Origin of the sequence: Streptomyces sp. NBC_00158, from assembly GCF_045160885.1 — a bacterium.
In the GTDB taxonomy this organism is placed as follows: domain Bacteria; phylum Actinomycetota; class Actinomycetes; order Streptomycetales; family Streptomycetaceae; genus Streptomyces.
Genome location: NZ_CP108161.1, coordinates 4,407,024 through 4,432,783, shown reverse-complemented (window position 1 = coordinate 4,432,783; position 25,760 = coordinate 4,407,024). Strand labels below are relative to the sequence as shown.

The following is a 25,760-nucleotide window of genomic DNA, read 5'->3' as shown; positions in this document are numbered from 1 at the left end:
CAGGGGCGGAGCCCCTGGGAACGGTGGAAGTGGGGGTCCCCCCGGACGGAGTCTGGGGGAGGGTAGGGGACCCCGCCCCGCGCAGCGGCCCACCCACCCGCACCCAACCCACCGGCACCCGCCACCCGAACCGACCCCGCCCAGCGGGCCGACGGACGGAGTCCGTCGCAGCGGCGCGAAGCCGGGGAGGCCGCCTGCGGCCGAGCCGTGCGAGCGGCGCGTGAAAAAGGCGACCGGGGTCACACGCCCAGGCCGGTGACCTCGACCGTACGGGGCGGTAACTTCGCTTGCGGTCCCGCAACGACGCACGCACCCCCTTGGAGTCCCGATGCCCGAAGCCGTCATCGTTTCCACCGCCCGCTCCCCGATCGGGCGCGCCGGCAAGGGCTCGCTCAAGGACGTGCGCCCCGACGACCTCACCGCCACGATCATCCAGGCCGCCCTCGCCAAGATCCCCGAGCTGGACCCGCGCCAGATCGACGACCTGATGCTCGGCTGCGGCCTCCCCGGCGGCGAGCAGGGCCACAACCTCGCCCGCATCGTCGCGGTGCAGATGGGCATGGACTACCTGCCCGGCACCACGATCACGCGCTACTGCTCCTCCTCCCTCCAGACCTCCCGGATGGCGCTGCACGCCATCAAGGCGGGCGAGGGCGACGTGTTCATCTCCGCCGGCGTCGAGACCGTCTCCCGGTTCGCGAAGGGCTCCTCCGACGGCCTGCCGGAGACCCACAACCCGCTCTTCTCCGACGCCGAGGGCCGCACGGCCGCCGTCGCGCAGAGCGAGGGCAGCGACTGGCACGATCCGCGCGAGGACGGCCTGATCCCCGACGCGTACATCTCCATGGGGCAGACCGCCGAGAACCTGGCCCGCCTCAAGGGCGTGACCCGCCGGGACATGGACGAGTTCGGCGTGCGTTCGCAGAACCTCGCCGAGGAAGCCATCAAGAACGGCTTCTGGGCCCGCGAGATCACCCCCGTCACCACCCCGGACGGCACGGTCGTCAGCAAGGACGACGGCCCGCGCGCCGGCGTCACGCTGGAGGGCGTGGAGGGCCTCAAGCCCGTGTTCCGCCCCGACGGCCTGGTCACGGCCGCCAACTGCTGCCCGCTCAACGACGGCGCCGCCGCGCTCGTCATCATGAGCGACACCAAGGCGCGGGAGCTGGGCCTGACCCCGCTGGCCCGGATCGTCTCCACCGGCGTCACCGCCCTGTCCCCCGAGATCATGGGCCTGGGCCCGGTCGAGGCGTCCAAGCAGGCCCTGAAGCGGGCCGGGCTGACCGTCGGCGACATCGACCTGTTCGAGATCAACGAGGCCTTCGCGGCGCAGGTCATCCCGTCCTACCGCGACCTGGAGATCCCCCTCGACAAGCTGAACGTCAACGGCGGGGCCATCGCCGTCGGTCACCCGTTCGGGATGACCGGTGCCCGCATCACCGGCACGCTGATCAACAGCCTCCAGTTCCACGACAAGCAGTTCGGCCTGGAGACGATGTGCGTCGGCGGCGGCCAGGGCATGGCCATGGTGATCGAACGCCTGTCGTAGTCCCGGACGGCCCCGCCGATCACCGGATCGAGCGGGGCACCCAGGCCCCGCAAGGGATCCTCCAGGTCCGTGCGCTCTACTGACGGCAAATCCAATCCCGTCGCGGCCGAGCTGTGACCGAATCTCCCCCAGGATGTGACCTTTGTCCTGGGGGATCGGTATTTGCCCAGGTCAGAAGCCATCCCCCTTGGCCCGCAAGGACGAAAGACCTGTCCATTTCATGACGTAATGCACTGCACGCCATTCACAGCACAGGACAAGCTGATGTAGGAAGTCGGGGGATCGAATCAACCAGGAGTTAGTCAGTGAGCGCCATGTCTCTTGCCCTGCTGCTGACCACGGCCGCTGCCACGGCCGTGGGCGCTGCTGCGCTGCACGCCGTCCACGGACTGCGCAAGCAGGTCACCGCCCTGCGCGGTGAGCTTGCGGTGTCGGCCCACCCGCGCGCCGCGACCGTCCCGCACGCCCGCGCCGCGGTGCAGTCCCCCGCCGCCGAGATACGAGCCGCCGTGGCCGAGGCCCTGGCCGAGGAGCGCGAGCGCGAGCTGGCCGAGGCGCGGGCCTTCTGGGCCGCGCAGGAGGCCCGTGACGCCGCCGACGCCCCTTCCCTGCTGGGCGGCCTGCCCGGCCTCGGTGAGGACGGCCCGGTCTTCCTGCCCCGGCAGGCGGACCTCGTCGGCCTGGAGCCGGTCCTGGGCGACGACCTCGCCGACGAGTACCCCGAGGATTCCGCCGAGCTGGCCGCGGCCCGCCGCCGCCACCCCTCGCACCCCGACTTCGTCCCGGTCCAGCCGAACCCCGGCGCCGACCACGAGCGCACCGTCAACCGCCTGGAGGAGCTCGCGGAGGCCCGTACGGCCCTCGCGGACGTCCGCCCGGGCCCGCTGGGCACCCTCGACGTGTACGTCTTCACCGACGGCACCACGCTCTGCATGACCCCGGGCCACCGGGAGACCGCGGAGCGCCTCGCCGAGGCACTGCGCTCGGGCACCGCCCCGGTCCTGCTGGGCGGCTCCGGCATCTCCGGCGCCTACGCGCTGACCTTCTCCTGCGGTGACGCCGAGGACCCCGACAGCAACGTCTACATCCTCGCGGACCGGGTCATCGCATCGCTCTGACTTCCGCCAGCTCCACCAGCGCCACGGCCTCGTCCAGCAGTTCGGACGGGGCCTTCGCGCCGTCCGGGCCGCCGACGGGGGCCGCGCGCAGCGCCTCGGCGAGGTCCAGGCCGGCCACCGCCACCTGGTCCCCCACGGTGAAGAGGCCCGCGTCCGGCATCACGCGCGCCGGAGCCGCCCCGTCCGGCTCCTCCAGCCGCTGGGCGCGCAGCGCGAGCTCACGGGCCAGCTCCAGGGCCTCGGCGGCCGCACCCCGCTGGAGCGTGCTCTGCGGGGCGGCCCGCAGCCGGTCGGCGAAGCGTTCCACGACGGCGTTCAGGGGTGAGGTATCGAGCACCCGGCCGACCTTACGCGCCGTCCCGGCACCATTGCCAACGGGCGAACTCTGCGGCACGGTGACGTGAAGAGAACAGCACGGCGACACCCCCCGGAGGCGCCCATGTCCGTAGAGTTCTCCGAGCAGACCCACCGCAACATGATCGACAGAATCCCCCAGACCACCGGTCGTGAGATCTCCGACTGGCTCCGGACCGTGGACGAAGGCCCCTCCCTCGTCCGGTTCGAGGACAAGGTCAGCTGGCTGCTCGGCGCGCACGAGCTGTCGCACGGCCAGGCCAAGGCGATCATCCACGAGTACGGCCTGCGCAGAGCCGCCCGCAGGTTCGGCTGATCGCACCGGCGACCCGTTGTCCCCCTCACGAGCCCAGGACGCGGGAAGGCCCCGCGAGCGTCCGCTCGCGGGGCCTTCCCCTTGGTCCTTGCCGGTACGGCCGGTGCGGCCGGTACGACTGGCCGTCGTACTAGTCGTCGCCCGAGAGGATCTGGAACAGGCGCAGCAGCTCCAGGTAGATCCACACCAGGGTCAGCGTGAGGCCGAAGGCCGCCAGCCAGGCCTCCTCGCGCGGGGCGCCGTACGTCACGCCGTCCTCGACCTGCTTGAAGTCCATGGCGAGGAAGCAGGCGCCCAGGATGACGCCGACGATGCCGAAGACGATGCCGAGCGGGCCGCTGCGGAAGCCGAGGCCGTCACCGCCGCCGAACAGCATGAACAGCGAGTTCGCCAGCATGAGCAGGACGAAGCCGAGGGCCGCGGCCATCACGAAGCCGGTGAAGCGGCGGGTGACGCGGATCCAGCGCATCTTGTAGGCGACGAGCACCGCCGCGAAGACGCACATCGTGCCGAGCACGGCCTGGACGACCACGCCGGGGCTGATGTAGGTGCTGGTGACCATGGAGATCACGCCGAGGAACACGCCCTCGAACGCCGCGTAGCCGAGGATCAGCGCCGGCGTGGGCTTGCGCTTGAAGCTCTGGATCATGGCGAGCACGAACGCGACGAGCGCCGAGCCGACGGCGATGCCGTACGACTTGCCGACGTTGGCCGGGTCGACGGGCAGGGCGATCCACGCGAGGGTCGCGGTGACGATCAGGGTGCCGAGCGTCATGGCCGTACGGGTCACGACGTCGTCGATGGTCATCGCGTTGCCGCGGACCGGGGCCGCCGGCATGCCGGTGGTCGGGTCGGTGGCGTAAGGATTCGTCGCGTACGGGTTGGTCGCGGTCCCGGCCTGCGCGTGCTGCGCCTCGAAGCCCGCGTAGCCGCCGTTGTCGCGGCTGAACCCCCGTCGCGAGAAGACCGGGTTACTGCTCCTCATCTCACTCCTCCATGGCCACCGTGCGCGGCCTTGCCTCAAGAGTAATGCGCTCGCAAAAAAAGCACCCTACTGCTGGAGGAGGATCTTAGGAGAAGGGTCGGCGAACCGCCGCCGATAAACGGAAGAGCCGCATGTGCCCGGAGCCGGACTTGAACCGGCACGGCCCGAGGGCCAGCGAGGTTTAAGCTCGCCGTGTCTGCCATTCCACCATCCGGGCAAGGCGCGGCGGGCCCCGTGGAAAATGCCTTGAAGGCAGTGACGAGCCTATCCGGAACACCCCCGGCGACAGGGGGCCCTCTATCCGATGTTGTCTGATTTTATTGGCGATTGAGTGGCCGTCAGACCCGATAAGTCGCGGTCGGCCCGCTTCCGGAGGATGCGCCGCCCCGCCCCGGGATTGACCTGATTCCGTTGCCCCCGCGCCACCCCGCCCGCCACCCCGGGCCACCCCCGGGCCACCCCGCGCGCCCGACGCCCGCGCGGGCCCCGCGACGGCGTCCCTGTCATACCAAAGGAGGAGACGGCGCCGCCCCTGGTCAGACTCGAGTGGACCGTCGAACGGGCACCGGGGCTGATCCCCGGCGGGGGTGCCCGCGGTGAGGATGGAAAGGTCCCGCCACACCGCAGAACCGCTCGACAGGAGTCCCCCCGTGACCGCCATGAACTACGCCCGGCAGCACACCGCACAGGCCGTGGCCGCCCGCGCCACGCAGCTCTCCAAGGTGTACGGCCAGGGCGAGACCCAGGTGGTCGCGCTGGACAACGTCTCCGTCGACTTCGCCCAGGGCCAGTTCACCGCGATCATGGGCCCCTCCGGCTCCGGCAAGTCCACCCTGATGCACTGCGTCGCCGGCCTGGACACCTTCTCCTCCGGCTCCGTCCGCATCGGCGACACCGAGCTCGGCTCCCTCAAGGACAAGCAGCTGACCCAGCTGCGCCGGGACAAGATCGGCTTCATCTTCCAGGCCTTCAACCTGCTGCCGACCCTGACCGCCCTGGAGAACATCACCCTCCCCATGGACATCGCCGGCCGCAAGCCCGACAAGCAGTGGCTGGACAACGTGGTGAACATGGTCGGCCTCTCCGGTCGCCTCTCCCACCGCCCCACCCAGCTCTCCGGCGGCCAGCAGCAGCGCGTCGCCGTCGCCCGCGCCCTCGCCGCCCGCCCCGAGATCATCTTCGGCGACGAGCCGACCGGAAACCTCGACTCCCGCTCCGGCGCCGAGGTCCTCGGCTTCCTGCGCAACTCGGTCCGCGAGCTCGGCCAGACCGTCGTCATGGTCACCCACGACGCGGTCGCCGCCTCCTACGCCGACCGCGTCATCTTCCTCGCCGACGGCCGCATCGTCGACGAGATGTACGCGCCCACCGCCGACGGTGTGCTCGACCGGATGAAGGCCTTCGACGCCAAGGGCCGCACCAGCTGACCCGGAGCGTGACCGCCCCGCTCCGCGGAGCCCCCGCAGCCCTCCTCACAGACCTCCAGCCCCAGGACTGAGATCCCCATGTTCCGTACCGCCCTGCGCAACGTACTCGCGCACAAGGCGAGGCTGCTGATGACGGTGCTCGCCGTCACCCTCGGCGTAGCCTTCGTCTCCGGCACCCTCGTCTTCACCGACACCCTCGGCAAGTCCCTGTCCGGCCAGTCCGCCAAGAGCTACAGCGGCGTCGCCGTCTCCGTCACCTCGCACGGGCAGGCCCGCGGCGAGGACGGCCAGAAGGAGGGCGACCCCGGCATCAGCCAGCAGACCCTCGACAAGGTCAAGGCCGTCAAGGGCGTCGGCTCGGTCTCCGGCCGCGTCTCCGGCTTCGCCGGCGTCGGCGACGAGAACGGCAAGCTGATCGGCTCCGGCTGGGCCAACAAGGGCTCCAACTACGCCCCCGTCAAGGACGGCAAGGACCCGCGCTACACGTTCACCGACGGCACCGGCCCGGTCAAGGACGACCAGGTCGCCCTCGACAAGGAGACCGCCGTCACGGGCGGCTACAAGACCGGCGACAAGGTACGCGTCGCCACCAACGGCCCGGTCCGCGAGTTCACCCTGACCGGCGTCTTCACCACCGAGGACGGCGCCGTCAACGCCGGCGGCAGTCTGGTCCTGTTCGACACCAAGGTCGCCCAGGAGCTCTACCTCCAGCCCGGCTTCTACGACGAGCTCTCCGTCGCCGCCGCTTCCGGCACCTCCGCCGACCAGCTCCTCGCCGACATCAAGCCGCTCGTCGACGGCAAGAGCACCAAGGCCCAGACCGGCGCCGCGCTCGCCGCCCAGCAGGCCAAGGACATCGAGAAGTCGATGTCCAGCATGAGCAACATGCTGCTCGCCTTCGCCGGCATCTCCCTCTTCGTCGGCGTCTTCCTGATCTACAACACCTTCACCATGCTGGTCGCCCAGCGCACCAAGGAGCTGGCCCTGCTGCGCGCCGTCGGCGCCAACCGCGGCCAGGTCATGCGCTCGGTGCTCGCCGAGGCCCTGGTCATCGGCGCCCTCTCGGCCGCCATCGGCCTGGCCGCCGGCGTCGGCCTGGCGGTCGGCATGCGCTCCCTGATGGACACCATCGGCGCCAAGATCCCCGCCGGGGACCTGGTCATCGCCCCGGGCACGATCATCGCCGCCCTGGTCATCGGCGTCCTCGTCACCACCGTCGCGGCCCTGCTGCCCGCCTGGCGCACCGGCCGGATCGCCCCGGTCGCCGCCATGGGCAGCGCCCACCTCCCGGCCTCCGCCAAGTCCCTCGTCGTCCGCAACGTCATCGGCTCCGTGATCAGCCTCGCGGGCATCGGCGTCGTCTTCCTCGGCGTCTCGATGGGCGGCGACGGCCGCATGGTCATCGGCGGCGGCGCCTTCCTCATGCTCGTCGGCATGATCGTGCTGCTCCCGCTGCTGTCCCGGCCGGTCATCGCGGCCGTCCGCCCGGCGCTGCAGAAGGTCTTCGGCGTCCCCGGCAAGCTGGCCGCCCAGAACGCCGTCCGCAACCCGCGCCGCACCGCCGTCACGGCCGCCTCCCTGGCGATCGGCCTCACCCTCGTCACCACCATGTCCGTGCTCGGCGTCACCATGGGCAAGGCCATCGACCGGATGAGCACCGACAAGCTCAAGGCCGACTACAAGGTCACCATGTCCGGCGGCATGGGCAGCCTCGACAAGTCCGTCGCCGAGACCCTGTCCAAGGCCCCCGGCGTCACGGCGGTCTCCCCGCAGGCCGCCGGCTACTTCAAGATCGGCGACAGCTTCCGCTCGGCCTCCGGCGTCAACCCGGCCGCCATCGGCAAGCTGCTGAACATCAAGGTCGTCGGCGGCTCCCTGGACAGCCTCGGCAAGGGCGAGGTCGCCGTCGCCGAGAAGACCGCCAAGAAGCAGAACCTGACCGTAGGCTCCACGCTCCAGGCACAGTTCGAGGACGGCCAGAAGGCCGCCCTGAAGGTCGGCGCCGTCTACGAGGACCTCGACGGGCTGCTGTCCCCGTACGTGCTCGACAACAAGATCCTCGCCGCGCACACGGACCAGCAGTACATCCCCGAGGTCTACGTCAACACCACCGACGGCCAGTCCAAGGCCAGCCAGCAGTCCGTCATCGACGCCCTCGGCAAGAACCCGGCGATGACCGTCGCCACCCAGCAGGACATGCGCAACGAGATGGGCGGCATCATCAACACGATGCTCAACATCATGTACGGCCTGCTCGGCATGGCGCTGATCATCTCGGTGCTCGGCGTGGTCAACACCCTGGCGATGTCCGTCTTCGAGCGGACCCAGGAGATCGGCATGCTGCGGGCGATCGGCCTCGACCGGGGCCGGGTCAAGAACATGATCCGCCTGGAGTCCGTGGTCATCTCGCTGTTCGGCGCGGTCCTCGGTGTCGGCATCGGCGTCTTCCTCGCCTGGGCCGTCGGCTCCACCCTCACCAAGTCGGTGCCGAACTACGAACTGGTCCTCCCCTACGACCGGATCGGCGTCTTCCTCCTGCTGGCCGCCGTCGTCGGCGTCCTGGCCGCCATGTGGCCGGCCCGCAGCGCCGCCCGGCTGAACATGCTGACCGCCATCAAGACCGAGTAGCGGTACGGCCGTACGCGCCGCGCGCGCGAGGGACACGGAAGGGCCCCGGGGCAACACGCCCCGGGGCCCTTCCCGTTGCCCGGCCGCCGGGCCCCGGCGGCCGTACGGGGCTACGCGGGGCCCTCGCCCCAGACGCGCGCCCGCAGCGGCATCCCCGAGGCCCCTCCGTCCCCGGGGCGCACCGCCAGCACCTGGTTGATCCCGAGGCGGCCGTGCTCGAAGCCCAGCGCGGAGGCCGCCATGTACAGCAGCCACACCCGGGCCCGGCCGGGCGAGGTGAGCCGTACGGCCTCGTCCCAGTGCCGCTCCAGGCGCGCCACCCAGGCCCGCAGGGTCAGCGCGTAGTGCTCGCGCAGCGCCTCCACGTCGCGGACCTCGAAGCCGGCCCGCTCCAGCTCGCCGACGGTGGTGCCGATCGGGGAGAGCTCCCCGTCCGGGAACACGTACGCGTCGATGAACTCGTCGATCTCGTAGGCCTGCTCGTCGTGCTCCGGGGGCCGCGCGATCTGGTGGTTGAGCAGCCGGCCGCCGGGGGCCAGCAGGGCGTGCAGTATCCCGGCGTACTCGCGGTAGCGCTCGGAGCCGACGTGCTCGGCCATGCCGATCGAGGAAATCGCGTCGTACGGGCCGTCCTTGACGTCCCGGTAGTCCTGCACCCGGATCTCGACCCGGTCGGTCAGGCCCGCCTCGGCGATCCGCTTGCGGGCGTACGCGGCCTGCTCGCGCGAGAGCGTGATGCCGGTGACGCGCACCCCGTACTCGCGGGCCGCGTGCAGGGCCATGGAACCCCAGCCGCAGCCGACCTCCAGGAGCCGCTGGCCGGGCTTCAGACCGAGCTTGCGGCAGACCAGGTCGAGCTTGTCCCGCTGGGCGTCCTCAAGGGTGCCGTCCGGGGTCCAGTAGGCGCACGAGTAGACCATCGAGGGGCCCAGGACCCGCTCGTAGAAGTCGTTGCCCACGTCGTAGTGGTGGCTGATCGCCTCGCTGTCGCGCCGCTTGGAGTGGCGCGGCCCGCCGCTGCGGACGGCCTCCTCCGGCGGCGGGGCGGGCGCCGTCCACGGGCGCGCCAGGACCACGAGGTCGCGTACCGCGGCCCGTGCGGCCGGGTCGCGCAGCAGCGCGGCGGTCCCGGCGGCGGATCCGTGTCCGGGCAGGTGCGGGCGCAGGGCGGCGAGCTTGCCGAGCCCCGAACGGGCCGGGGCCGGGGCGGGGGCGGGCGCCGGGTGCTCGCGCTCCCAGAGCAGGCCGCCCACCCGGTCGAGCAGGTCGAACAGGTCGCCCTCGACGGTCAGGTCCCCGGCGACCCAGGCGCGGGCGAGCCCCAGTTCGCCCGGCTTCCACAGGATCCGGCGCAGGGCGCGCCGGTGGTTGATCACCAGCACGGGGCCGGTGGCCGGGCCGGCCTCACTGCCGTCCCAGGCCCGTATCCGCACGGGCACGGGGGCGCCCAGCAGGGTTTCGGCAATCGCTGCCAGCCGCGGCGCGGCGTCGGTCATCTCAGGCACCTCCAGAAGTTCCGTGGAACGACTTCCCACTTCCCCTCTGGGGCAATCACGACCGGTTTGCCAGTGGATCGTCCTTCGACCGGGACTCCAGCCGGCCGCGCCGGACCTGCGGTAGGACGCCCCGTCCCCGGGTACGCCGAAGGGGCCGCCCGCACCACGGATGGCGGGCGGCCCCTTCGGGGTCGTGCTCAGGAAACCGGCGTACCGGCCGGGGTCAGGAGGCCTTGGCCTTCTCGGCCGGGGCAGCGGCGGCGGCCGGAGCCGGCGCCGGCTTGGCGGCCTCGTAGAACTCCTCGCGCGGGGTCTCCAGCGCTCCGAGGGAGACGACCTCGCGCTTGAGGAACATGCCGAGGGTCCAGTCGGCGAAGACGCGGATCTTGCGGTTCCAGGTCGGCATGGCCATGCCGTGGTAGCCACGGTGCATGTACCAGGCGAGCCGGCCCTTGAGCTTGATCTTCATCTTGCCCATGACGATCATCGCGACGCCCTTGTGGAGGCCGAGGCCCGCCACCGCACCCTTGTTGGAGTGCGAGTACTCCTTCTGCGGGAAGCCCCGCATGCCGGAGACCACGTTGTCGCCGAGGACCTTGGCCTGGCGCAGCGCGTGCTGGGCGTTCGGCGGGCACCAGGCGTTCTCGACGCCGGCCTTGCGGGCGGCGACGTCCGGGACCTGGGCGTTGTCGCCCGCGGCCCAGATGTAGTCCGTGCCCTGGACCTGGAGGGTCGGGGCCGTGTCCACGTGGCCGCGCGGGCCCAGCGGCAGGCCGTAGCGGGCCAGCGCCGGGTTCGGCTTGACGCCCGCGGTCCACACGATGGTGTTGGAGTCGACCTCGAGGCCGTTCTTCAGCACCACGTGGCCGTCCACGCAGGAGTCCATGGAGGTGCTGAGGTAGATCTCGATGCCACGGGACTCGAGGTGCTCCTTGCCCCAGGTGCCGAGCTTGGGCCCGACCTCGGGAAGGATCTTGTCCGCCGCGTCGACCAGGATGAAGCGCATGTCCTCGCGCTTGATCGTGGAGTAGTACTTCACGGCGTCGCGGGCCATGTCCTCGACCTCGCCGATCGTCTCGGCGCCGGCGAAGCCGCCGCCGACGAAGACGAAGGTGAGCGCCTTGCGGCGGACGTTCTCGTCCGTCGTGGACTCGGCCTTGTCGAGCTGCTCGAGGACGTGGTTGCGCAGGCCGATGCCCTCTTCGACGCCCTTCATTCCGATGCCCTGTTCGGCCAGGCCGGGGATCGGGAAGGTGCGGGAGACGGCGCCGAGCGCGATCACCAGGTAGTCGAAGGGCAGCTCGTACGCCTCGCCGACCAGCGGCGTGACGACGGCGACCTTGCGGTCCTGGTCGATGGTGGTGACCCGGCCGGTGAGAACCTCAGCCTTGGGCAGCACGCGTCGCAGCGGGACGACAACGTGCCGAGGCGAGATGTTGCCTGCGGCCACTTCGGGGAGGAAGGGCTGGTAGGTCATGTACGACCGCGGGTCGACGACCGTGACGGTCGCCTCGGCGTAGCGCATCTTCTTCATGATGCGCTTGGCCGCGTACAGGCCTACGTACCCACCTCCTACTACGAGGATCCTGGGACGCTCCGTGGTGCTCATGGAACGAGTATCCAGCACCCCAAGGGGTGACGCTCGTGAGCCCCTTCACAAGGTGACACAAGGCCTCTGCTACACTGCGCGGCCCGCGTGACCCAGATCATGACGCGCAACGGGAACCAACGTATAACGGGAGTCGTTGTTCACCCGGTCTGAACTGGCCTCCAAGGCCTCAACCGGACTGGACCACTGGGGTTCGTCCATACCTCTGATACGAAACCCGTCGCGGCCTCGCATCGCACAAACAGGTGCCGAAACGGCCCTGCGACCCCCAAGAAGGCCCCGAAGGGCCTCCTTGTTGACCCAACAGACCCCTTTTCCTTGTGAAGAACTTCACGAACCTCGTTCCCGGAGGGGCGATTTCGGCCGCTCCAGAGGCCCTTCACCACCCCCGCACTGCCGCCGCACCGGCCCCCCTCCCCCCGCCCACCAGCCACCCATCGGGCGGAACACGATGTTCAGCGGTCCGACTCCGGCCGGACGCCCGCACGACGCCCGCTGCACGCCCGGACGGGATCCGGTCGAGGCGGGATCGCCGAAGCGGACCGCTGGGACCCGGCCCGCTCGTACGCTGGTTCCATGATCGAAAAGGACACCCTGGAAGCGCGCCTCACGGAGCTGCGCGCCCTCATGGCCGAGCACATCGGCGCCGCCCTCGCCCACCTCGACGGCATCCAGGACCCGCTGGAGCGCGAGCGCGCGGCACGCCTGCTCTCCGACGACCTCCTCCCCCACGCCGTGCGCTCCGCGCGGCAGGCCCGGACCGCCGCGGTACTCGAACTGCGCCACGGGCGCACCCTCAGGGAGGTGGGAGAACTGCTGGGGCTGTCCATACCGAGGGTGGACCAGCTGGCCAAGGGCAAGTAGCCGGAGTCACTTCTTCGCGCTGCGGCTGACGCCGGAGGCGATCTGGGAGACGCGCGGCACGGAGATGCCGAGGGCCGCGGCCACCTCGGCCAGGGACCGGGTGGCCCGCAGCTCGATGACGGCGGCCTGCCTGGCCGCCCGGAGCTCCGCCTGGAAACCGGGGACGGCGTCCAGGACCGCCGCCAGCGCCCGGGCCCGTTCCACGGGGTCCGGGACGGCCGCGAGGTCCGCGATCACGGCGCGGAGCGCGTCGGCGGGGGCGGAGTTGTCGATCATGGATTCGAGGCTACCCGGAGGGGCCCCGCCCGGACCCGGGAACGGGCGGGAACGACGAGGGCCCCCGCCGGGCGGGGGCCCTCGTGGTGCCGTGCCGGGTCAGGCGACGGACCAGGCGATGCCGTCCAGGATGTCGTGCTCGGAGACCACGACCTCGGTGGCGCCGACGCGCTCCATGATCGCGAGCAGCACCAGGGCCCCCGCGCCGATCACGTCGACCCGCCCCGGGTGCATCACGGGGATGGCGGCGCGCTCGGCGTGGGTGGCGGTCAGCATGCGCTCGCTGATCCCGCGCACCTGCTCGTAGGAGATCCGGGAGTGGTGGATCGCCGACGAGTCGTACTCGTCCAGCCCGAGCGCGATCGCGGCGACCGTGGTCACCGAGCCCGCGAGGCCCACCAGGGTGCGGGCCTGCGCCAGCGGCACCGTCTCGGCGGCCAGGTCCAGGGCCGCCTCGATGTCGGCCCGCATGGCGGCGATCTGCGCCGCGGTCGGCGGGTCGGTGACCTCGCCGTCCACCAGCAGGTGGCGCTCGGTCATCCGGACGCAGCCCACGTCGACCGAGCGGGCCGCGCGCACGTGGTCCTCGCCGACGACGAACTCGGTCGAGCCGCCGCCGATGTCCACCACCAGGAACGGGCGCTCCATGGGGGTCCCCCCGGACGGAGTCTGGAGGAGCTCGTGGGCGACGAGCTCCTTGGTGGCGCCCGTGAAGGAGAACTCCGCCTCCTGGTCGCCGGAGATCACCTCGGGCTCGACGCCGAGGGCGTCCAGCACGCCCCGGACGAACTCGTCCCGGTTCTCCGCGTCACGGGAGGCCGAGGTGGCCACGAACCGCACCCGCTCGGCACCGAACTCCTTGATCACCCCGGCGTACTCGCGGCAGGCCGCGAAGGTGCGCTCCAGCGCCTCCGGGGCCAGCCGGCCGGTCTTGTCCACGCCCTGGCCGAGCCGGACGACGATCATCCGCCGGTCGAGCTCGACGAGCTCGCCGGTGGCCGGGTCGCAGTCGGCGACCAGGAGGCGGATGGAGTTGGTACCGCAGTCGATGCCCGCGACCCGGGTCACGCGGTTCCCTCCCCGCTCTCCTCTTCCTTCTTCTCCCCGCACGGGGTGACGCAGGCGCCCTTGGCCCACCACTCCGGCAGCATGGCCAGCGCCTCGTCGCCGAACGGGTTCACCCCGGGGCCGGCGGCCAGCGAGTGGCCCACCAGCACGTGCAGGCACTTGACCCGGTCCGGCATGCCGCCCGCGCTCGGGAAGCCCTGGAGCACCTCGATGGCGTCGCGGCGCTGGATGTAGTCCTCGTGCGCCTTCTGGTACGCGGCGGCGAGCTCCGGGTCCTCGGCGAGCCGGGCCTGCATCTCCTTCATCACGCCGTTGGCCTCCAGCGTGCCGATCGCGGAGGCCGCGCGCGGGCACGTCAGGTAGTACAGCGTCGGGAAGGGCGTGCCGTCGGGCAGCCGGGGTGCGGTCTCGACGACGTCCGGCTGACCGCAGGGGCAGCGGTGCGCGATGGCGCGCAGCCCGCGCGGGGGGCGGCCGAGCTGCTGCTCGAACGCCTCGATGTCCGCGTCGGTCGGCTCGGTCCGGTCGGTCTGGGGCGGGGGCGTCTGCATGCCTGGAGGAAGTCTCTTCGTTCGGTCGTGCGTGATGGGTGGGTCAGTGGGTCATTCGCCGGGGCGGTCGGCCTTGTCAACGCCGTCCCAGACGTTGGAGTACCAGGGGCGGTCGGAACCGTCCTGGCCGCCGCGGCGGTGGTCCGGGGCCGCGGCCCCGGGGTCGGTCATGATGTAGCCGATCTCCCCCGGGCGCAGGAAGTGCAGGTGCTTGCGCGCCTGCTGCTCCGCGTAGGCGGGGTCCTGCCAGCGGGCCTTCTCGTCGCGGAGCTGTTCGAGGCGCTTGCGCGCGGTGTCCGCGGCCCGCTGCTGGTCCGTGATCTCCGAGCGCTGGGAGACGTACTGGCGCATCGGATACGCGAGGGCGACGACCAGCGTACAGAGGACGAGGACCAGCAGTGCCGCGCGGCCGGTGAGCCGGCTGCGGCGGATGTGCCGGCGGGACTGCGAGCGGTAGACGTGGGCCGCGGTCCGTTCGCCGAGCTGCTTGAGCCGGGTCGCCGTCGAGAAGGTGGAGAACCGATCCCGGTTCCCGGCCATGGCCCCGCCTCCCCTGTGCGCGCACTACGCAATACGTCCCCGCACACGGTACGGGACCGAGTGCGGGGACGTACGGAGGCTGAGCGCGATTAGCCCTTGAAGCGCGGGAAGGCGCTGCGGCCGGCGTACACGGCCGCGTCGTCGAGGATCTCCTCGATGCGCAGCAGCTGGTTGTACTTGGCGACGCGGTCCGAGCGGGCCGGGGCGCCGGTCTTGATCTGACCGCAGTTCACGGCGACGGCGAGGTCGGCGATGGTGACGTCCTCGGTCTCACCGGAGCGGTGCGACATCATGCACTTGAAGCCGTTGCGCTGGGCCATCTCGACGGCGTCGAGGGTCTCGGTCAGGGAACCGATCTGGTTCACCTTCACGAGCAGGGCGTTCGCGGAGCCCTCCTCGATGCCGCGGGCGAGGCGCTCGGGGTTGGTGACGAAGAGGTCGTCGCCGACGATCTGGACCTTGGAGCCCAGGCGGTCGGTGATGGTCTTCCAGCCGGCCCAGTCGTCCTCGAAGAGCGGGTCCTCGATGGAGACGAGCGGGTACGCCTCGACGAGCTCGGCGTAGTAGTCCGTCATCTCGGCGGCCGAGCGGGACTGGCCCTCGAACTCGTACTTGCCGTCCTTGTAGAACTCGGACGCGGCGACGTCGAGCGCGAGCGCGATGTCCTTGCCCGGGGTGTAGCCGGCCTGCTTGATGGCCTCGATGATGAGGTCGAGCGCGGCGCGGTTGGACTCCAGGTTCGGGGCGAAGCCGCCCTCGTCGCCCAGGCCGGTGGAGAGGCCCTTGTTGTGCAGGACCTTCTTGAGGGTGTGGTAGACCTCGGCACCCCAGCGCAGCGCCTCGGAGAAGGACTCCGCGCCGATCGGGGCGATCATGAACTCCTGGATGTCCACGTTGGAGTCGGCGTGCGACCCACCGTTGAGGATGTTCATCATCGGAACGGGCAGCAGGTGCGCGTTCGGGCCGCCGAGGTAGCGGAACAGCGGCAGGTCCGAGGCCTCGGACGCGGCGTGCGCGACGGCGAGGGAGACGCCGAGGATGGCGTTGGCGCCGAGCGAGCCCTTGTTGTCGGTGGCGTCGAGGTCGAACATGGCCTGGTCGATCAGGCGCTGCTCGGTGGCGTCGTAGCCGACGAGCTCCGGCCCGATCTGCTCGATGACGGCGAGGACGGCCTTCTCCACGCCCTTGCCCATGTAACGGTTGGGGTCACCGTCACGGAGCTCGATGGCCTCGAAGGCACCGGTGGAGGCGCCGGACGGAACGGCAGCACGGCCGGTGCTGCCGTCGTCGAGGCCCACCTCGACCTCGACCGTGGGGTTGCCTCGGGAGTCCAGGATTTCCCGGGCTACGACGACGTCGATGGACGGCACGAGCATCTCCTTCTGGGATGTGACGCTGGGTGTGCGGTGGCGTGTGGGCCGTGGGACGGCCCTGCCGACTAGAGCCTAACCGGCTCCGGGGTGTGGGCTGCCCGACCGCCCGGGTCCTGGGACGAAAAAGGGGCCGAATACCCGCCTTCCGGGACATAGGGCCCCTGAATTCGCGTGCCTGACGAGAGAGGAGACGGCGGAGGTCGGCGCTCCGGTTCCGGAATGCGGGCACTGGAGGACGACACGCCGCCGCCCGGCGCGTGGGGGGATACGCGCCGGGCGGTGGGGATGCTGCGGGGTGCCGCGAGTGTTACGCGGACGTTCAGGCGAGCTTCAGCTTCTGGCCCGGGTAGATCAGGTCGGCGTCGGAGACGGTGTCCTTGTTGAGCTCGAAGAGCTTCTCCCAGCCGCCCTTGACCTTGTTGGCGTCGGCGATGGTGCCGAGGGTGTCGCCGTCCTTGACCGTGTAGGTGCCACCGGTCGCCGGGGTGCCGGTCGACGGCTTGGCCGGGGTCCAGTTGCCCGAGCCGTTGCCGGAGCCCTTGGTCTCGGTCGTCGAGGTGGACGGCTTCGCCGGGGCGGGCTTGGCCGGAGCGGGCTTCGCCGGGGCCGGCTTGGCCGGAGCGGGCTTGGCCGGGGCCGGCTTGGCCGGAGCGGGCTTCGACGGGGTGGTGGAACCGCCGCCGTTGTACGAGGAGTTGGACAGGCCGACGCCGCAGTGCGGCCAGGCGCCCTTGCCCTGGCCCTTGAGGACCTTCTCGGCGATGGCTATCTGCTGGCCCTTGGTGGCCTGGTTGGCCTGCGAGGCGTACGCCTTGCCGCCGTACGCGGCCCAGGTGGAGGCGGAGAACTGCAGACCGCCGTAGTAGCCGTTGCCGGTGTTGATGGACCAGTTGCCGCCGGACTCGCAGGCGGCGACCTTGTCCCACTCGGCCGCGGTGGCGGCGCTGGCGGTGCCGGCGGCCATCAGCGGGGCCGCGACGGCGACACCGGCGACACCGGCGAGCGTGACGATGCGGACGGCCTTGGAGCCGCGGCGGTGCTTGCCCTTGCCGGAAAGCAGCATGGAGTTCTCCTCACCGACGCCTTCGAGGTGAGCTGTCGGGTTCGGGCGGATGAGTTGCCCGGTCACGCGGCGCGGCGCGTGTCTTCACCCCTAGCCGGTACGCGGGCCGTCTCTCAACGGCCTTTCCCGGCGCCTACCTTGGTTCCCCCGCTCCTGCCTTCGGCGCTTGCGCGACGACTGTTCCCTCCGTCCGCCGGCAGGATTCGGCGATGCGGTCGAAGGAGCCCGCGGTGGCGAGCGATTCAGAAGGTAGACAGGTCTCTCCCCGATGTTCAACGTGTGATTTTGGGGAGAAACCGGCCTACTTGCCTCTCTCGGGAGCACGTTTGTGCAGGTGAGAGGCGGGTTTGCAACAGTTCCGGAACGAGACACGCCAGTTGTCCGGAAGAGATGCATGTCTCATTTGGCGATAACGGACATTCAACTCTTAATGGATGCCCGAACTGCCCTCTATTTCTTGGTTAGATCCAGGTTCTGTCCGGGCTTGATGAGGTCCGCGTCCCCACCGATGACCTGCTCGTTGGCCTTGTAGAGCTCGTCCCAACCGCCCTTGACGCCCTTGGCCTTCGCAATGTCCGAAAGGCTGTCGCCCGGCTTCACGGTGTAGACGGGCTCCCCGGCGGGCACTGACGCCGTGCCAGGTGCCGCCGGCACCTCGATGGCGGCCGGGCCGCGGTGCTTGCCCGAGCCGTCGGTCGCCCCGGCGGACGGGGTGGCCGTCGGGTCGCCCGGGGTGGCCGGGGCGGTGGGCGTGACGCCCGGGGTGGGGGTGGCGCCGGGGGTGGCCGGGGCCGTCGGGGTGACGCCCGGAGCGGTCGGGGTGCCCGGCGCCGTCGGCGTGGGCGTGCCCGGGGTGGGCGTGCCCGGGGTGGGCGTGGCCGTGCCGGGCGTCGTGGGCTGGACCGTGAAGTCCGGCGCGGGCATGACGGGCAGTCCGCTGGAGGGGCCCAGCGGGTAGTCCGGCAGCCCGCTCGGGTTGGACGGGGTGTTCGGCGCCGGGGTCGGGGCCCCGAAGTCCGTGGAGGGCTTGCCCTTGCCCGCGTTCGGCACCGAGCCGTCGGGGCGGCCCTTGGTCGGCGCGACGGGCCCGGGCTCCAGCTTGTCACCGGGGTCCACCTCGGGGGCGGGGCCCTGCTGGGTCAGTCCGGCCGAGGCGGAGCACAGCGGCCACGCCTGGGGGCCCTGGGAGGCCAGCACCCGCTCGGCGACCGCGATCTGCTGGGAGCGGCTGGCGAGGTCGGGGCGCTCCGCGTACGCGAGGCCGCCGGCGTTGCGCCACTGCTCCAGGGTGAACTGCAGGCCGCCGTAGGCGCCGCTGCCGGAGTTCGCGCTCCAGGTGCCGCCGCTCTCGCAGTCGGCGACCTTGTCCCACGTGGCGGTGTCGGCCGCGTTCGCACCTGTGGCGGCGAGCAGCGGCATGGCCAGCGCGGAGCCGGTGACTCCTGCGGTGACGACGATCGCGGGTACCTGGCGGGGGCGTCTGTGGCGGCCGTTCCCGGGAAGCATGAGACTGCACCTTTCGCATAACGGCGGGGTAACGGCAGAACCTAGCCGCCTTCGAACGGATGTCACAAGTTCGACGGGGGAGCGACTTCCGGACCGGCTTCCAGGCTGACTTCCGGTCAGTCGCGCTTCGCTCGCGGCCTCATTCGTTCGGGACTGTGAAGCGGACGGGGAGGGTGCGCAGGCCCCTCATGATGAGTCCGCCGCGCCAGCGCAGGTCAGTAGGGGGAATCGCAAGTTCCAGATCCGGCAGACGCTTCAGCAAAGTTCCGAGTGCCGTCTGCCCTTCGAGACGGGCGAGCGGGGCGCCGAGGCAGTAGTGGATCCCGTGGCCGTACCCGAGGTGCTGATTGTCACTCCGGGAGAGGTCCAGGGTGTCCGGCTCGGCGAACCGCTCCGGATCGCGGTCGGCCGCCGCGAGGACCACCAGTACGGGGTCCCCCGCCGCGACGTCCTGCCCGCCGAGGGCCAGCGGCCGGGTGGCGAACCGCCAGGTGGCGAGCTCCACGGGGCCGTCGTAGCGCAGCAGTTCCTCGACGCCGGTCTCCAGCAGCGCGCTCTCCCCGGCGGCGAGGGAGGCCTGGAGCCGCTCGCGCTGGTCCGGGTTCATGAAGAGGGAGTGGATGCCGTTGCCGATGAGGTTCACGGTCGTCTCGAAGCCGGCGAAGAGCAGGATGAAGGCCATCGCCGTGGCCTCGGCCTCCGTCAGATGGTCTCCGTGATCACTTGCCCGGATCAGATCTGAAATGAGGTCATTGCCCAGATCATCCCGCTTGCGGTGGATGAGTTCCCCGAGATAGGTGCGCATCTGCTTCACCGAGCGGGCGACCCCGCCGCGCGGCCCGCCGCCGTGCCGGATCATCATCCCGGCCCAGTCGCGGAAGTCGTCCTGGTCCTCGCGCGGTACGCCGAGCATCTCGCAGATGGCGTAGATGGGGAGCGGGAACGCGAACTCGTGGATGAGGTCCGCCTCCCCCTTGGCCGCGAACCGGTCGATCAGGTGGTCGGTCAGCTCCTGGACGCGCGGGGTGAACTCCGCCACGCGCCGAGGGGTGAACGCCTTCGACACCAGCCGCCGCAGCCGGGTGTGGTCCGGCGGGTCGATGTTCAGCAGGTGCGTCATCAGCTCCGCCTTGCGCTCCCCCGGGATCCCGGTCTTGCCCTTGGCGTGCGCCGGCTCCGCGTGGTGCGCCGGGTTCTTGGACAGCCGCTGGTCCGCGAGGGCCTGGCGGGCGTCGGCGTACCGGGTCACCAGCCACGCCTCGACCCCGCTGGGCAGCCGGGTGCGGTGCACCGGCGAGTTCTCGCGCAGCCAGGCGTAGGCCGGGTACGGGTCGGTCGCGAACTCCCAGTCGAAGAGCGTCGGCATCTCCGGGAGGGAAGGATCGGGCTGGGCGGCGGAGGTCTGATCGTGCACCCGTCGACCGTATCCCGGCTCGCCACCGGCCATCCCTTATGGCCGCTTCGTCGCGGCTGTCCGCAGATCGGACATCACTTGACGCCGGGTTCTGCGACATTCCTACTTTCGGTTCTGTGGATGTGAGGATCTTGAAAAGCAGTTTCGCGGTGGTGGAGAGAAGGGCCGAGCACGCGGTCAAGTACTTCTACTCCCACCTCTTCTGGCACAACCCCGGGCTCCGCGAACTCTTCCCGGCCTCCGCCGAGGACATGGAACGCCAGCGCGACCGGCTCTTCGCCGCGCTCACCCATGTCGTCGCCCACCTGGAGGCCGAGACCCTCGTCCCCTATCTACGCGACCTCGGACGCGACCACCGCAAGTTCCTCGTCGGCCCCGAGCACTACGCGGCCGTCGGCACCAGCCTGGTCGCCGCCCTCGCCCAGACCTCCGGCGACGCCTGGACCCCGGCCGTCGAGAAGGCCTGGTACGAGGCCTACCAGCTCATCGCCGACGCCATGACGGCCGGCGCCGCCGACAGCGACGAACCCCCCTGGTGGGAGGCCGAGGTGGTGCGCCACCTCCAGTACGGCGAGGACATCGGCGTACTGACCCTCGCACCGCGCACCCCGCTGACCTACCGGCCCGGCCAGTACGTCAGCGTGAGCAGCGCCCGCGTCCCCACCACCTGGCGCACCTACTCCCTCGGCAACGCCCCCCGCCCCGACGGCACCGTCGACCTGCACGTCAGCCGCATCGAAGGCGGCCGGCTCAGCACCGCCCTGGTCCGCGACGTCCTGCCCGGCGAAGTGCTGCGCCTCGGCGCCCCCGGCGGCCGCCTCACCCTGCGCCGCGAGGACCGCCCCCTCACCCTCATCGCCGCCGGCACCGGCTGGGCGCCCGTCCGCGCCCTGCTGGAGGAACTCCTCCAGCACCCTCCCGGCCACGACGTACGCCTCTTCGTGGTCGCACGGGACTCCGCGCACCTCTACGACCGGCCCCTGATCGACCGGCACGCCGCGGCCTGCCGCTGGCTCGGCGTCACCTACATCACCCCCGCCCCCGGGCAGCACCGCAACCAGGCCACCGACCGGCTGGCCACCGCCCTCGGCAACCGCGCGCTCTGGCGGGAACAGGACGTCTACCTCAGCGGACCGGCCCTGTTCCTCGAGGAGACCTCCCACCTCCTCCAGGAGCTGGGCGCCCGCCCCGACCGCCTCTTCCACGACGCCGTCCCCGTCGCCGGCTCCCAGCGCACCCGCCCCCTGGGCTTCGGCGAGTGGTTCCTGCACCGCCCGTCCCCGCACTGGCACGACCCCTCGGCCCGCGCCCCGCGGGACTAGGCCGTGTCTTCGACGCCCTCGGCCGCCCGGATCGCGTCCCGGTAGACCCGGGCCGCCGCACGCAGCGCCGTCTCCGGATCGGTCCCCGACGCCTCGGCGCGCGCCGCCAGCTCCAGCAGCTCGTACCCGATGCCCTCGCCCCGGGGCAGCTCCACGGCCACCCCGCCCGTACGGGCCCGCCCGGCGAGCTTCGCCGCCAGCGCCAGGCCCGGCTGGCCCAGCGGGATCCCGTCCGTGACCGAGTCCCGCTGCTTCTCCACCGCCTTGGTGGCCTGCCAGTGGGCGCTGACGTCCTCCGGGGACCGGGCCGTGGCGTCCCCGAACACGTGCGGGTGGCGCCGGACCAGCTTGTCGACCAGGTCGCCCGCGACGTCGTCGATGGAGAACGGCTCGGCCCCCTCCTCGCCGCCGCCCTCCTCCTCGGCGATCCGCGCGTGGAACACCACCTGCAGCAGCACGTCGCCGAGCTCCTCGCGCAGCGCGTCCCGGTCCCCGTCCTCGATCGCCTCGACCAGCTCGTACGCCTCCTCGATGGCGTACTTCACCAGCCCCTCGTGGGTCTGCCGCGAGGTCCAGGGGCATTCCCGGCGCACCCGGTCCATGATCTGCACCAGGTCCAGCAGCCGCGCCCCCGGCAGGTCGTACGAACCGGGCAGCAGCTCCAGGTCGGGCATCGCGACCCGGCCCGAGCCGGCCAGCCGGGCCAGCCCGTCCGTCAGCCGCTGGTCACCCTCGCCGCTGGGCAGCACCACGACCGTCCGGCCCCCGGCACACTCCTCGACGAGCGCGTGCGCGTCCGGGACCTCGTGCGCCACCTCGACCCCCGCCTCGCGCAGGTACGGCAGCTGCGGGTGGCCCGGGTCCGCGCACAGCACCCGGTCCGCGGCGTGCAGGGTCTGCCAGGCCGGCCAGGACAGCAGCCCAGGGGCGACCCGGTGGCTGGCGGTCAGCAGGACGATCCGGCCCGTGGGCTCGGCGGGAGCGGCGGCGGAGGCGGGGGTGTCGTTCACCCCCCGAACCTACCCCCGCCCGCGGCCGTCAGGCTCCGGCGGGTGCCGCCTGCTCGGGACGGGTCACCTGGGTGATCCACGGCGTCTCCTGGTCCCCGAGCAGGATCTGCTGCGCGTCCCAGCGGCCGTAGCGCGGGTTGACCTCGATGTGCAGCGCCTTCGCCGCCTCCGCCAGCTTGGCCAGCGCCTTGTCCTGGCTGCCGTAGTGCGCGAACAGCTTGTCCCGCAGCAGCTTGAAACGGGTGTCCGCCTCGATCTGCCCCGGCGCCAGCTGCGCCTGCTGCAGCGCCGCGTCCTTCAGCTCCTTCTCCCCGCCCAGCTGCTCGATCTGCGCCTTGCGGACGTCCTGGACCTCCTTGGGGCTCACGCTCAGCCCGGCGTCCTCCGCGGCCCGCTCCAGCACGGCGCTCTGGATCATCTTGTTCAGCTTCAGCCGCTCCAGCCCGGCGGTAGCGCCGATCAGCTGTGCGCCCTGCTCGGACTTGTTCTGTGCGGCGCGCACGTCACCGACCTGGGCCTGGAGCGCCGAGGTGGTGATGCGCTCACCCCCGACGACGGCGGCGGTACCGGGCCGGGTCTCACCCGAACACGCGGTCAGCAGGGGGGCCGCCGCGAGCAGGACGGCGGAGACGGAGAGCGCAGTGCGACGGTGCAAAGGAGCCTCCAGGGCCGGGAGATTGTGCTTCGGTGCACAAGGGCCTTGCGGTGATCGATGGTATGCAGTCAGGGTGGCCCGAGCCACCGGTTCGACCAACGATTCCGGTGGTGTTGGGGTGCGAGTTCACCCCCCGGTCACCGCGGAGTCCTTCCTTCCTGAGATCGTCGGTGCACCATGCCGACATCGCAGCTCGCCCCGCGCCGGGTTCCCGGGCGTCCCGCCGGCCCGCCGGCCGTGCGGCCCTCCGGGCGGAAGGACTCGCTCCTCGGGGCGGTGTCCGCCTCGGTCGTCGCCGTCGTCGCCGTGTGCGGCGGGGACGCCGTCGCGCGGGTGTTCCCGTACGGGCCGCGGCACCGCAGCGTCAACGACCTCGGCAACCAGTTCGTGCCGTTCCACGCCCACCTGTGGGACCTGCTGCACGGGCGGGCCGGGGGCGGGCTGCTGTTCAACTGGCAGTCCGGGTACGGGACCAGCTTCCTGCCCGACTTCGGGACGTACCTGACGAGCCCGTTCGCCGTGCTGGTCGCGCTGTTCCCGCGCGAGGACATCGACCTCGCGGTGTACGTGGTGACCGTGCTGAAGACGGCGGCCGCGGCCGCCGCCATGGCGTGGCTGCTGCGCAGCCAGCGGCGCGGGCCGTGGTGGGCGGCGGGGCTGCTGGGGGCCTCGTACGCGCTGTGCGGGTGGTCGGTGATCGAGGCCGCGTACAACCCGATGTGGCTGGACGGGCTCGTCGCCTTCCCGCTGCTGTGCCTGACCGGCGAGTGGGCGCTGCGCGGCCGGCGGCCGGTGCTCGGGGTGCTGGTCGTCGCGGTGGGGTGGACCGCCAACTTCTACACCGCGTACATGGCCACGCTCGGCGCGGCCCTGGTGCTGGTGGTGCGGGTGGTGCTGACCCGGGAGGGGGTGCGCGAGCGGGCCCTCGTGGTCGGGCGGGCGGCGGTGACGACCCTGCTGGGGATCGGGCTGGCGGCGCCGGTGCTGGTGCCGCTGTTCCTCAGCACGAAGCAGGCCTACCCGGGCTGGTCCAAGGAGTTCGGGCCGGTGCCGTGGTCCGACTTCTTCGCCCGGCTGATGCCGGCCACGTACTCCTTCAACTCCCCCGCCGTGTTCGTCGGCACCGGAACCCTCCTCCTGGTGGCGGCCCTGCCGTTCCACCGGGCGCTGCCGGTCCGCACCCGCTGCTGGTGGGCGGGGCTGGTGGCGGCGGTGGCGCTGTCCCTGCAGTGGGAGCCGACCCATCTGCTGTGGCACCTGTTCGCCACCCCGAACGGCAGCGCGTACCGGCAGACGTTCGTGCTGGCCGGCCTCGCGGTGATCGCCGCCTGGACGGGGCTCGCCGCGGGCGTTCCCGGCGTACGGGCGCTCGCGGCGGGCGCCGGCCTGCTGACGGCGGCCGCGCTGTGGGCGGGCGGCAGCGGGCTGGTGACCACGTGGGGGTACGCGCTCTTCGCGGGCGGGCTCCTCGCGGCCGCCGCCGCCTGGCGGGCGCTGGGCCGGAGGCGGCTGCGGCCGGCGGCCGCCGGGCTGCTCGCGGCGGTGCTGGTGGCGCAGGCCGCGGCGACGACGGCGTACGGGCACAAGGGCAAGCTGGCCGGGCTGGACGACTACCCCTCCTGGAACCGGTCGCACACCGCGCGCGCCCGCGCCCTGGCCGGGGCGGAGGGCTGGCCGGCGTACCGGACCGACGCGGGCCGGCCGGCGCTGTCGGGCAACGACCCGATGCTGCTGGGCGGTGAGGGCGGCTCGTACTACAGCAGCCACACCCCGGACGTGTTCACGCGCACGATGACGGCGCTCGGCGCGGGCTCGACCTCGCGCGGGCGCAGCGTGCAGAGCCTGGACAACCCGGTGACGGACGCGCTGTTCGCGGTGGGCGCCCGGCTGAAGCCCGACGGCACGGTCGCCCGCGCCGAGGCCCTGCCGCTGGTCACCGTGCAGCCGGCCGAGGTGCCGGGGGCGTACGGGGAGTCGCCCTTCGCCAACCAGGAGCTGCTGCTGGGCGCGAAGGTGTACGAGGACCCGGTCGCGCCCGGGATCTGCCGGGCGGGGACGGAGGCGTTCCTGTGGGCGCCGGAGTACAACGCGACGGCCCGGCTGGCGGGCGGGCGGCCCTTCAAGCTGAACGGCAACCCGCCCAAGAACCGGGCGGCGCTCCAGTCGCTGGGGATCTCGCGCGGTGCCGCCTCGAAGCTCGTCTTCGACCGCCCGGCCCCCGCGCAGTGGGCGCTGTCCTGCCTGGACGGGGCCCGGCTGGGCGCGGCGGTCGCCGGGCTGCGGGCGAAGGCCGCCGCCGGCGTCCGGGTGACCGCGTCGGGGCTGACCGCGACCCTGCCGCCGGGCAGCACGGGCACGGCGGTGGTGTCGGTGCCGGCCATCGCGGGCTGGAGCTGCGAGGGCCGCCCGGGGCGGTCCCGGCTCGGGCTGCTCGCCGTCCCGCTTGACGGCCGCACCACCACGGTGACCTGCGGGTTCAGCCCGCCGGGCCTGCCCGCCGGGGCGGGGGTGGCGGGGGTGTCCGTACTCGTGCTGGCCGGGCTGGCGCTGCGGCGGCGTCAGCTGCGCCCGGGCGCGGCCTCGGACGCGGCGGTGCAGTAGTCCTCGGCGTGCGGGCCGCCGGAGACCGGGCGGGC

General features: G+C 71.9%; 22 protein-coding genes, 1 tRNA gene and 1 riboswitch. Of the genes, 8 read left to right on the top strand and 15 right to left on the bottom strand.

Annotated features, from left to right (window positions below; translation table 11 throughout):
• Positions 1-328 precede the first annotated feature (328 nt).
• Both OG553_RS20500 and OG553_RS20495 read left to right on the top strand, forming a co-directional pair.
• The gene (locus OG553_RS20500) at positions 329-1,549 is read left to right on the top strand and encodes an acetyl-CoA C-acetyltransferase (RefSeq protein WP_405980382.1); all 1,221 of its coding nucleotides are present in this window, start codon (positions 329-331) and stop codon (positions 1,547-1,549) included.
• A 314-nt stretch (positions 1,550-1,863) separates the two neighbouring features.
• On the top strand, positions 1,864-2,667 hold the full coding sequence (locus OG553_RS20495) for a hypothetical protein (protein ID WP_405983089.1): 804 nt from the start codon (positions 1,864-1,866) through the stop codon (positions 2,665-2,667).
• Here the strand turns inward: OG553_RS20495 and OG553_RS20490 are convergent.
• Positions 2,651-3,004 (bottom strand): hypothetical protein, encoded by a 354-nt coding sequence (locus OG553_RS20490; RefSeq protein ID WP_405980381.1) that lies wholly within the window; start codon positions 3,002-3,004, stop codon positions 2,651-2,653. The two genes, OG553_RS20495 and OG553_RS20490, sit on opposite strands and share 17 nt — an antisense overlap.
• 102 nt (positions 3,005-3,106) lie before the next feature.
• On the opposite strand from OG553_RS20490, the gene OG553_RS20485 reads away from it, so the two are divergent.
• Positions 3,107-3,337 (top strand): DUF4287 domain-containing protein, encoded by a 231-nt coding sequence (locus OG553_RS20485; protein ID WP_405980380.1) that lies wholly within the window; start codon positions 3,107-3,109, stop codon positions 3,335-3,337.
• A gap of 130 nt (positions 3,338-3,467) precedes the next feature.
• Here the strand turns inward: OG553_RS20485 and OG553_RS20480 are convergent, their stop codons facing one another.
• Positions 3,468-4,322, bottom strand: a complete 855-nt coding sequence (locus OG553_RS20480; protein WP_405980379.1) for a Bax inhibitor-1/YccA family protein — start codon at positions 4,320-4,322, stop codon at positions 3,468-3,470.
• A gap of 134 nt (positions 4,323-4,456) precedes the next feature.
• Positions 4,457-4,539: transfer RNA gene (locus OG553_RS20475), tRNA-Leu, on the bottom strand.
• 442 nt (positions 4,540-4,981) lie between these two features.
• Between OG553_RS20475 and OG553_RS20470 the strand changes: the two genes are divergently transcribed.
• Together OG553_RS20470 and OG553_RS20465 are read left to right on the top strand one after the other, a co-directional pair.
• Positions 4,982-5,749 carry an ABC transporter ATP-binding protein gene (locus OG553_RS20470; protein WP_405983088.1) on the top strand — a complete coding sequence of 256 codons (768 nt, stop codon included), beginning with the start codon at positions 4,982-4,984 and terminating at the stop codon, positions 5,747-5,749.
• A 78-nt stretch (positions 5,750-5,827) separates the two neighbouring features.
• Positions 5,828-8,377 (top strand): ABC transporter permease, encoded by a 2,550-nt coding sequence (locus OG553_RS20465; RefSeq protein ID WP_405980378.1) that lies wholly within the window; start codon positions 5,828-5,830, stop codon positions 8,375-8,377.
• 110 nt (positions 8,378-8,487) lie between these two features.
• Here the strand turns inward: OG553_RS20465 and OG553_RS20460 are convergent, their stop codons facing one another.
• Positions 8,488-9,873 carry a class I SAM-dependent methyltransferase gene (locus tag OG553_RS20460; protein WP_405980377.1) on the bottom strand — a complete coding sequence of 462 codons (1,386 nt, stop codon included), beginning with the start codon at positions 9,871-9,873 and terminating at the stop codon, positions 8,488-8,490.
• 223 nt (positions 9,874-10,096) lie between these two features.
• Complete coding sequence (locus OG553_RS20455) at positions 10,097-11,482, bottom strand: NAD(P)/FAD-dependent oxidoreductase (RefSeq protein ID WP_405980376.1); 1,386 nt, start codon at positions 11,480-11,482, stop codon at positions 10,097-10,099.
• 576 nt (positions 11,483-12,058) lie between these two features.
• Between OG553_RS20455 and OG553_RS20450 the strand changes: the two genes are divergently transcribed.
• Complete coding sequence (locus OG553_RS20450) at positions 12,059-12,346, top strand: hypothetical protein (RefSeq protein ID WP_385762951.1); 288 nt, start codon at positions 12,059-12,061, stop codon at positions 12,344-12,346.
• Between the two features lie 6 nt (positions 12,347-12,352).
• Here the strand turns inward: OG553_RS20450 and OG553_RS20445 are convergent, their stop codons facing one another.
• From OG553_RS20445 to OG553_RS20410, 8 genes are all read right to left on the bottom strand, one after another.
• A complete protein-coding gene (locus OG553_RS20445; RefSeq protein WP_405980375.1) occupies positions 12,353-12,622 on the bottom strand; it encodes an RNA polymerase subunit sigma-70 in 270 nt (89 codons plus the stop codon).
• A 99-nt stretch (positions 12,623-12,721) separates the two neighbouring features.
• A complete protein-coding gene (locus OG553_RS20440; RefSeq protein WP_405980374.1) occupies positions 12,722-13,690 on the bottom strand; it encodes an exopolyphosphatase in 969 nt (322 codons plus the stop codon).
• Entirely contained in the window at positions 13,687-14,241 is a 555-nt protein-coding gene (locus OG553_RS20435) for a DUF501 domain-containing protein (protein ID WP_405980373.1), read from the bottom strand. Before OG553_RS20435 ends, OG553_RS20440 begins: the two co-directional genes overlap by 4 nt.
• Before the next feature lie 51 nt (positions 14,242-14,292).
• Positions 14,293-14,781 (bottom strand): septum formation initiator family protein, encoded by a 489-nt coding sequence (locus OG553_RS20430; RefSeq protein ID WP_405980372.1) that lies wholly within the window; start codon positions 14,779-14,781, stop codon positions 14,293-14,295.
• 89 nt (positions 14,782-14,870) lie between these two features.
• Positions 14,871-16,157, bottom strand: a complete 1,287-nt coding sequence (gene eno, locus OG553_RS20425) for a phosphopyruvate hydratase (RefSeq protein ID WP_042801000.1) — start codon at positions 16,155-16,157, stop codon at positions 14,871-14,873.
• Positions 16,158-16,473: 316 nt separating this feature from the next.
• Positions 16,474-17,217, bottom strand: coding sequence for a transglycosylase family protein (locus OG553_RS20420; RefSeq protein ID WP_405980371.1), 744 nt, complete (start codon positions 17,215-17,217; stop codon positions 16,474-16,476).
• A 2-nt stretch (positions 17,218-17,219) separates the two neighbouring features.
• Positions 17,220-17,392: riboswitch (cyclic di-AMP (ydaO/yuaA leader) on the bottom strand.
• Between the two features lie 275 nt (positions 17,393-17,667).
• Positions 17,668-18,723, bottom strand: coding sequence for a transglycosylase family protein (locus OG553_RS20415; RefSeq protein WP_405980370.1), 1,056 nt, complete (start codon positions 18,721-18,723; stop codon positions 17,668-17,670).
• Between the two features lie 139 nt (positions 18,724-18,862).
• Positions 18,863-20,089, bottom strand: coding sequence for a cytochrome P450 (locus tag OG553_RS20410; RefSeq protein WP_405983087.1), 1,227 nt, complete (start codon positions 20,087-20,089; stop codon positions 18,863-18,865).
• Between the two features lie 197 nt (positions 20,090-20,286).
• Here OG553_RS20410 and OG553_RS20405 point away from each other — a divergent pair, with 197 nt between their 5' ends.
• Entirely contained in the window at positions 20,287-21,459 is a 1,173-nt protein-coding gene (locus tag OG553_RS20405; protein WP_405980369.1) for a globin domain-containing protein, read from the top strand.
• On the opposite strand, the gene OG553_RS20400 is transcribed toward OG553_RS20405, so the two are convergent.
• On the bottom strand, positions 21,456-22,469 hold the full coding sequence (locus OG553_RS20400) for a nucleoside triphosphate pyrophosphohydrolase (protein WP_405980368.1): 1,014 nt from the start codon (positions 22,467-22,469) through the stop codon (positions 21,456-21,458). The genes OG553_RS20405 and OG553_RS20400 overlap by 4 nt on opposite strands.
• Positions 22,470-22,497: 28 nt before the next feature.
• Positions 22,498-23,124, bottom strand: a complete 627-nt coding sequence (locus OG553_RS20395) for a SurA N-terminal domain-containing protein (RefSeq protein ID WP_405980367.1) — start codon at positions 23,122-23,124, stop codon at positions 22,498-22,500.
• A gap of 177 nt (positions 23,125-23,301) precedes the next feature.
• Between OG553_RS20395 and OG553_RS20390 the strand changes: the two genes are divergently transcribed.
• A complete protein-coding gene (locus tag OG553_RS20390) occupies positions 23,302-25,725 on the top strand; it encodes a YfhO family protein (RefSeq protein WP_405980366.1) in 2,424 nt (807 codons plus the stop codon).
• Positions 25,726-25,760: the final 35 nt, after the last annotated feature.

Coding starts and splice junctions, on each gene's coding strand:
- OG553_RS20420 (WP_405980371.1), bottom strand. CDS start 17,217: ATGCTGCTTTCCGGCAAGGGCAAGCACCGCCGCGGCTCCAAGGCCGTC.
- OG553_RS20435 (WP_405980373.1), bottom strand. CDS start 14,241: ATGCAGACGCCCCCGCCCCAGACCGACCGGACCGAGCCGACCGACGCG.
- OG553_RS20470 (WP_405983088.1), top strand. CDS start 4,982: ATGAACTACGCCCGGCAGCACACCGCACAGGCCGTGGCCGCCCGCGCC.
- OG553_RS20485 (WP_405980380.1), top strand. CDS start 3,107: ATGTCCGTAGAGTTCTCCGAGCAGACCCACCGCAACATGATCGACAGA.
- OG553_RS20410 (WP_405983087.1), bottom strand. CDS start 20,089: ATGCCGACGCTCTTCGACTGGGAGTTCGCGACCGACCCGTACCCGGCC.
- OG553_RS20390 (WP_405980366.1), top strand. CDS start 23,302: ATGCCGACATCGCAGCTCGCCCCGCGCCGGGTTCCCGGGCGTCCCGCC.
- OG553_RS20500 (WP_405980382.1), top strand. CDS start 329: ATGCCCGAAGCCGTCATCGTTTCCACCGCCCGCTCCCCGATCGGGCGC.
- OG553_RS20480 (WP_405980379.1), bottom strand. CDS start 4,322: ATGAGGAGCAGTAACCCGGTCTTCTCGCGACGGGGGTTCAGCCGCGAC.
- eno (WP_042801000.1), bottom strand. CDS start 16,157: ATGCTCGTGCCGTCCATCGACGTCGTCGTAGCCCGGGAAATCCTGGAC.
- OG553_RS20460 (WP_405980377.1), bottom strand. CDS start 9,873: ATGACCGACGCCGCGCCGCGGCTGGCAGCGATTGCCGAAACCCTGCTG.
- OG553_RS20450 (WP_385762951.1), top strand. CDS start 12,059: ATGATCGAAAAGGACACCCTGGAAGCGCGCCTCACGGAGCTGCGCGCC.
- OG553_RS20495 (WP_405983089.1), top strand. CDS start 1,864: ATGTCTCTTGCCCTGCTGCTGACCACGGCCGCTGCCACGGCCGTGGGC.
- OG553_RS20445 (WP_405980375.1), bottom strand. CDS start 12,622: ATGATCGACAACTCCGCCCCCGCCGACGCGCTCCGCGCCGTGATCGCG.
- OG553_RS20455 (WP_405980376.1), bottom strand. CDS start 11,482: ATGAGCACCACGGAGCGTCCCAGGATCCTCGTAGTAGGAGGTGGGTAC.
- OG553_RS20430 (WP_405980372.1), bottom strand. CDS start 14,781: ATGGCCGGGAACCGGGATCGGTTCTCCACCTTCTCGACGGCGACCCGG.
- OG553_RS20465 (WP_405980378.1), top strand. CDS start 5,828: ATGTTCCGTACCGCCCTGCGCAACGTACTCGCGCACAAGGCGAGGCTG.
- OG553_RS20415 (WP_405980370.1), bottom strand. CDS start 18,723: ATGCTTCCCGGGAACGGCCGCCACAGACGCCCCCGCCAGGTACCCGCG.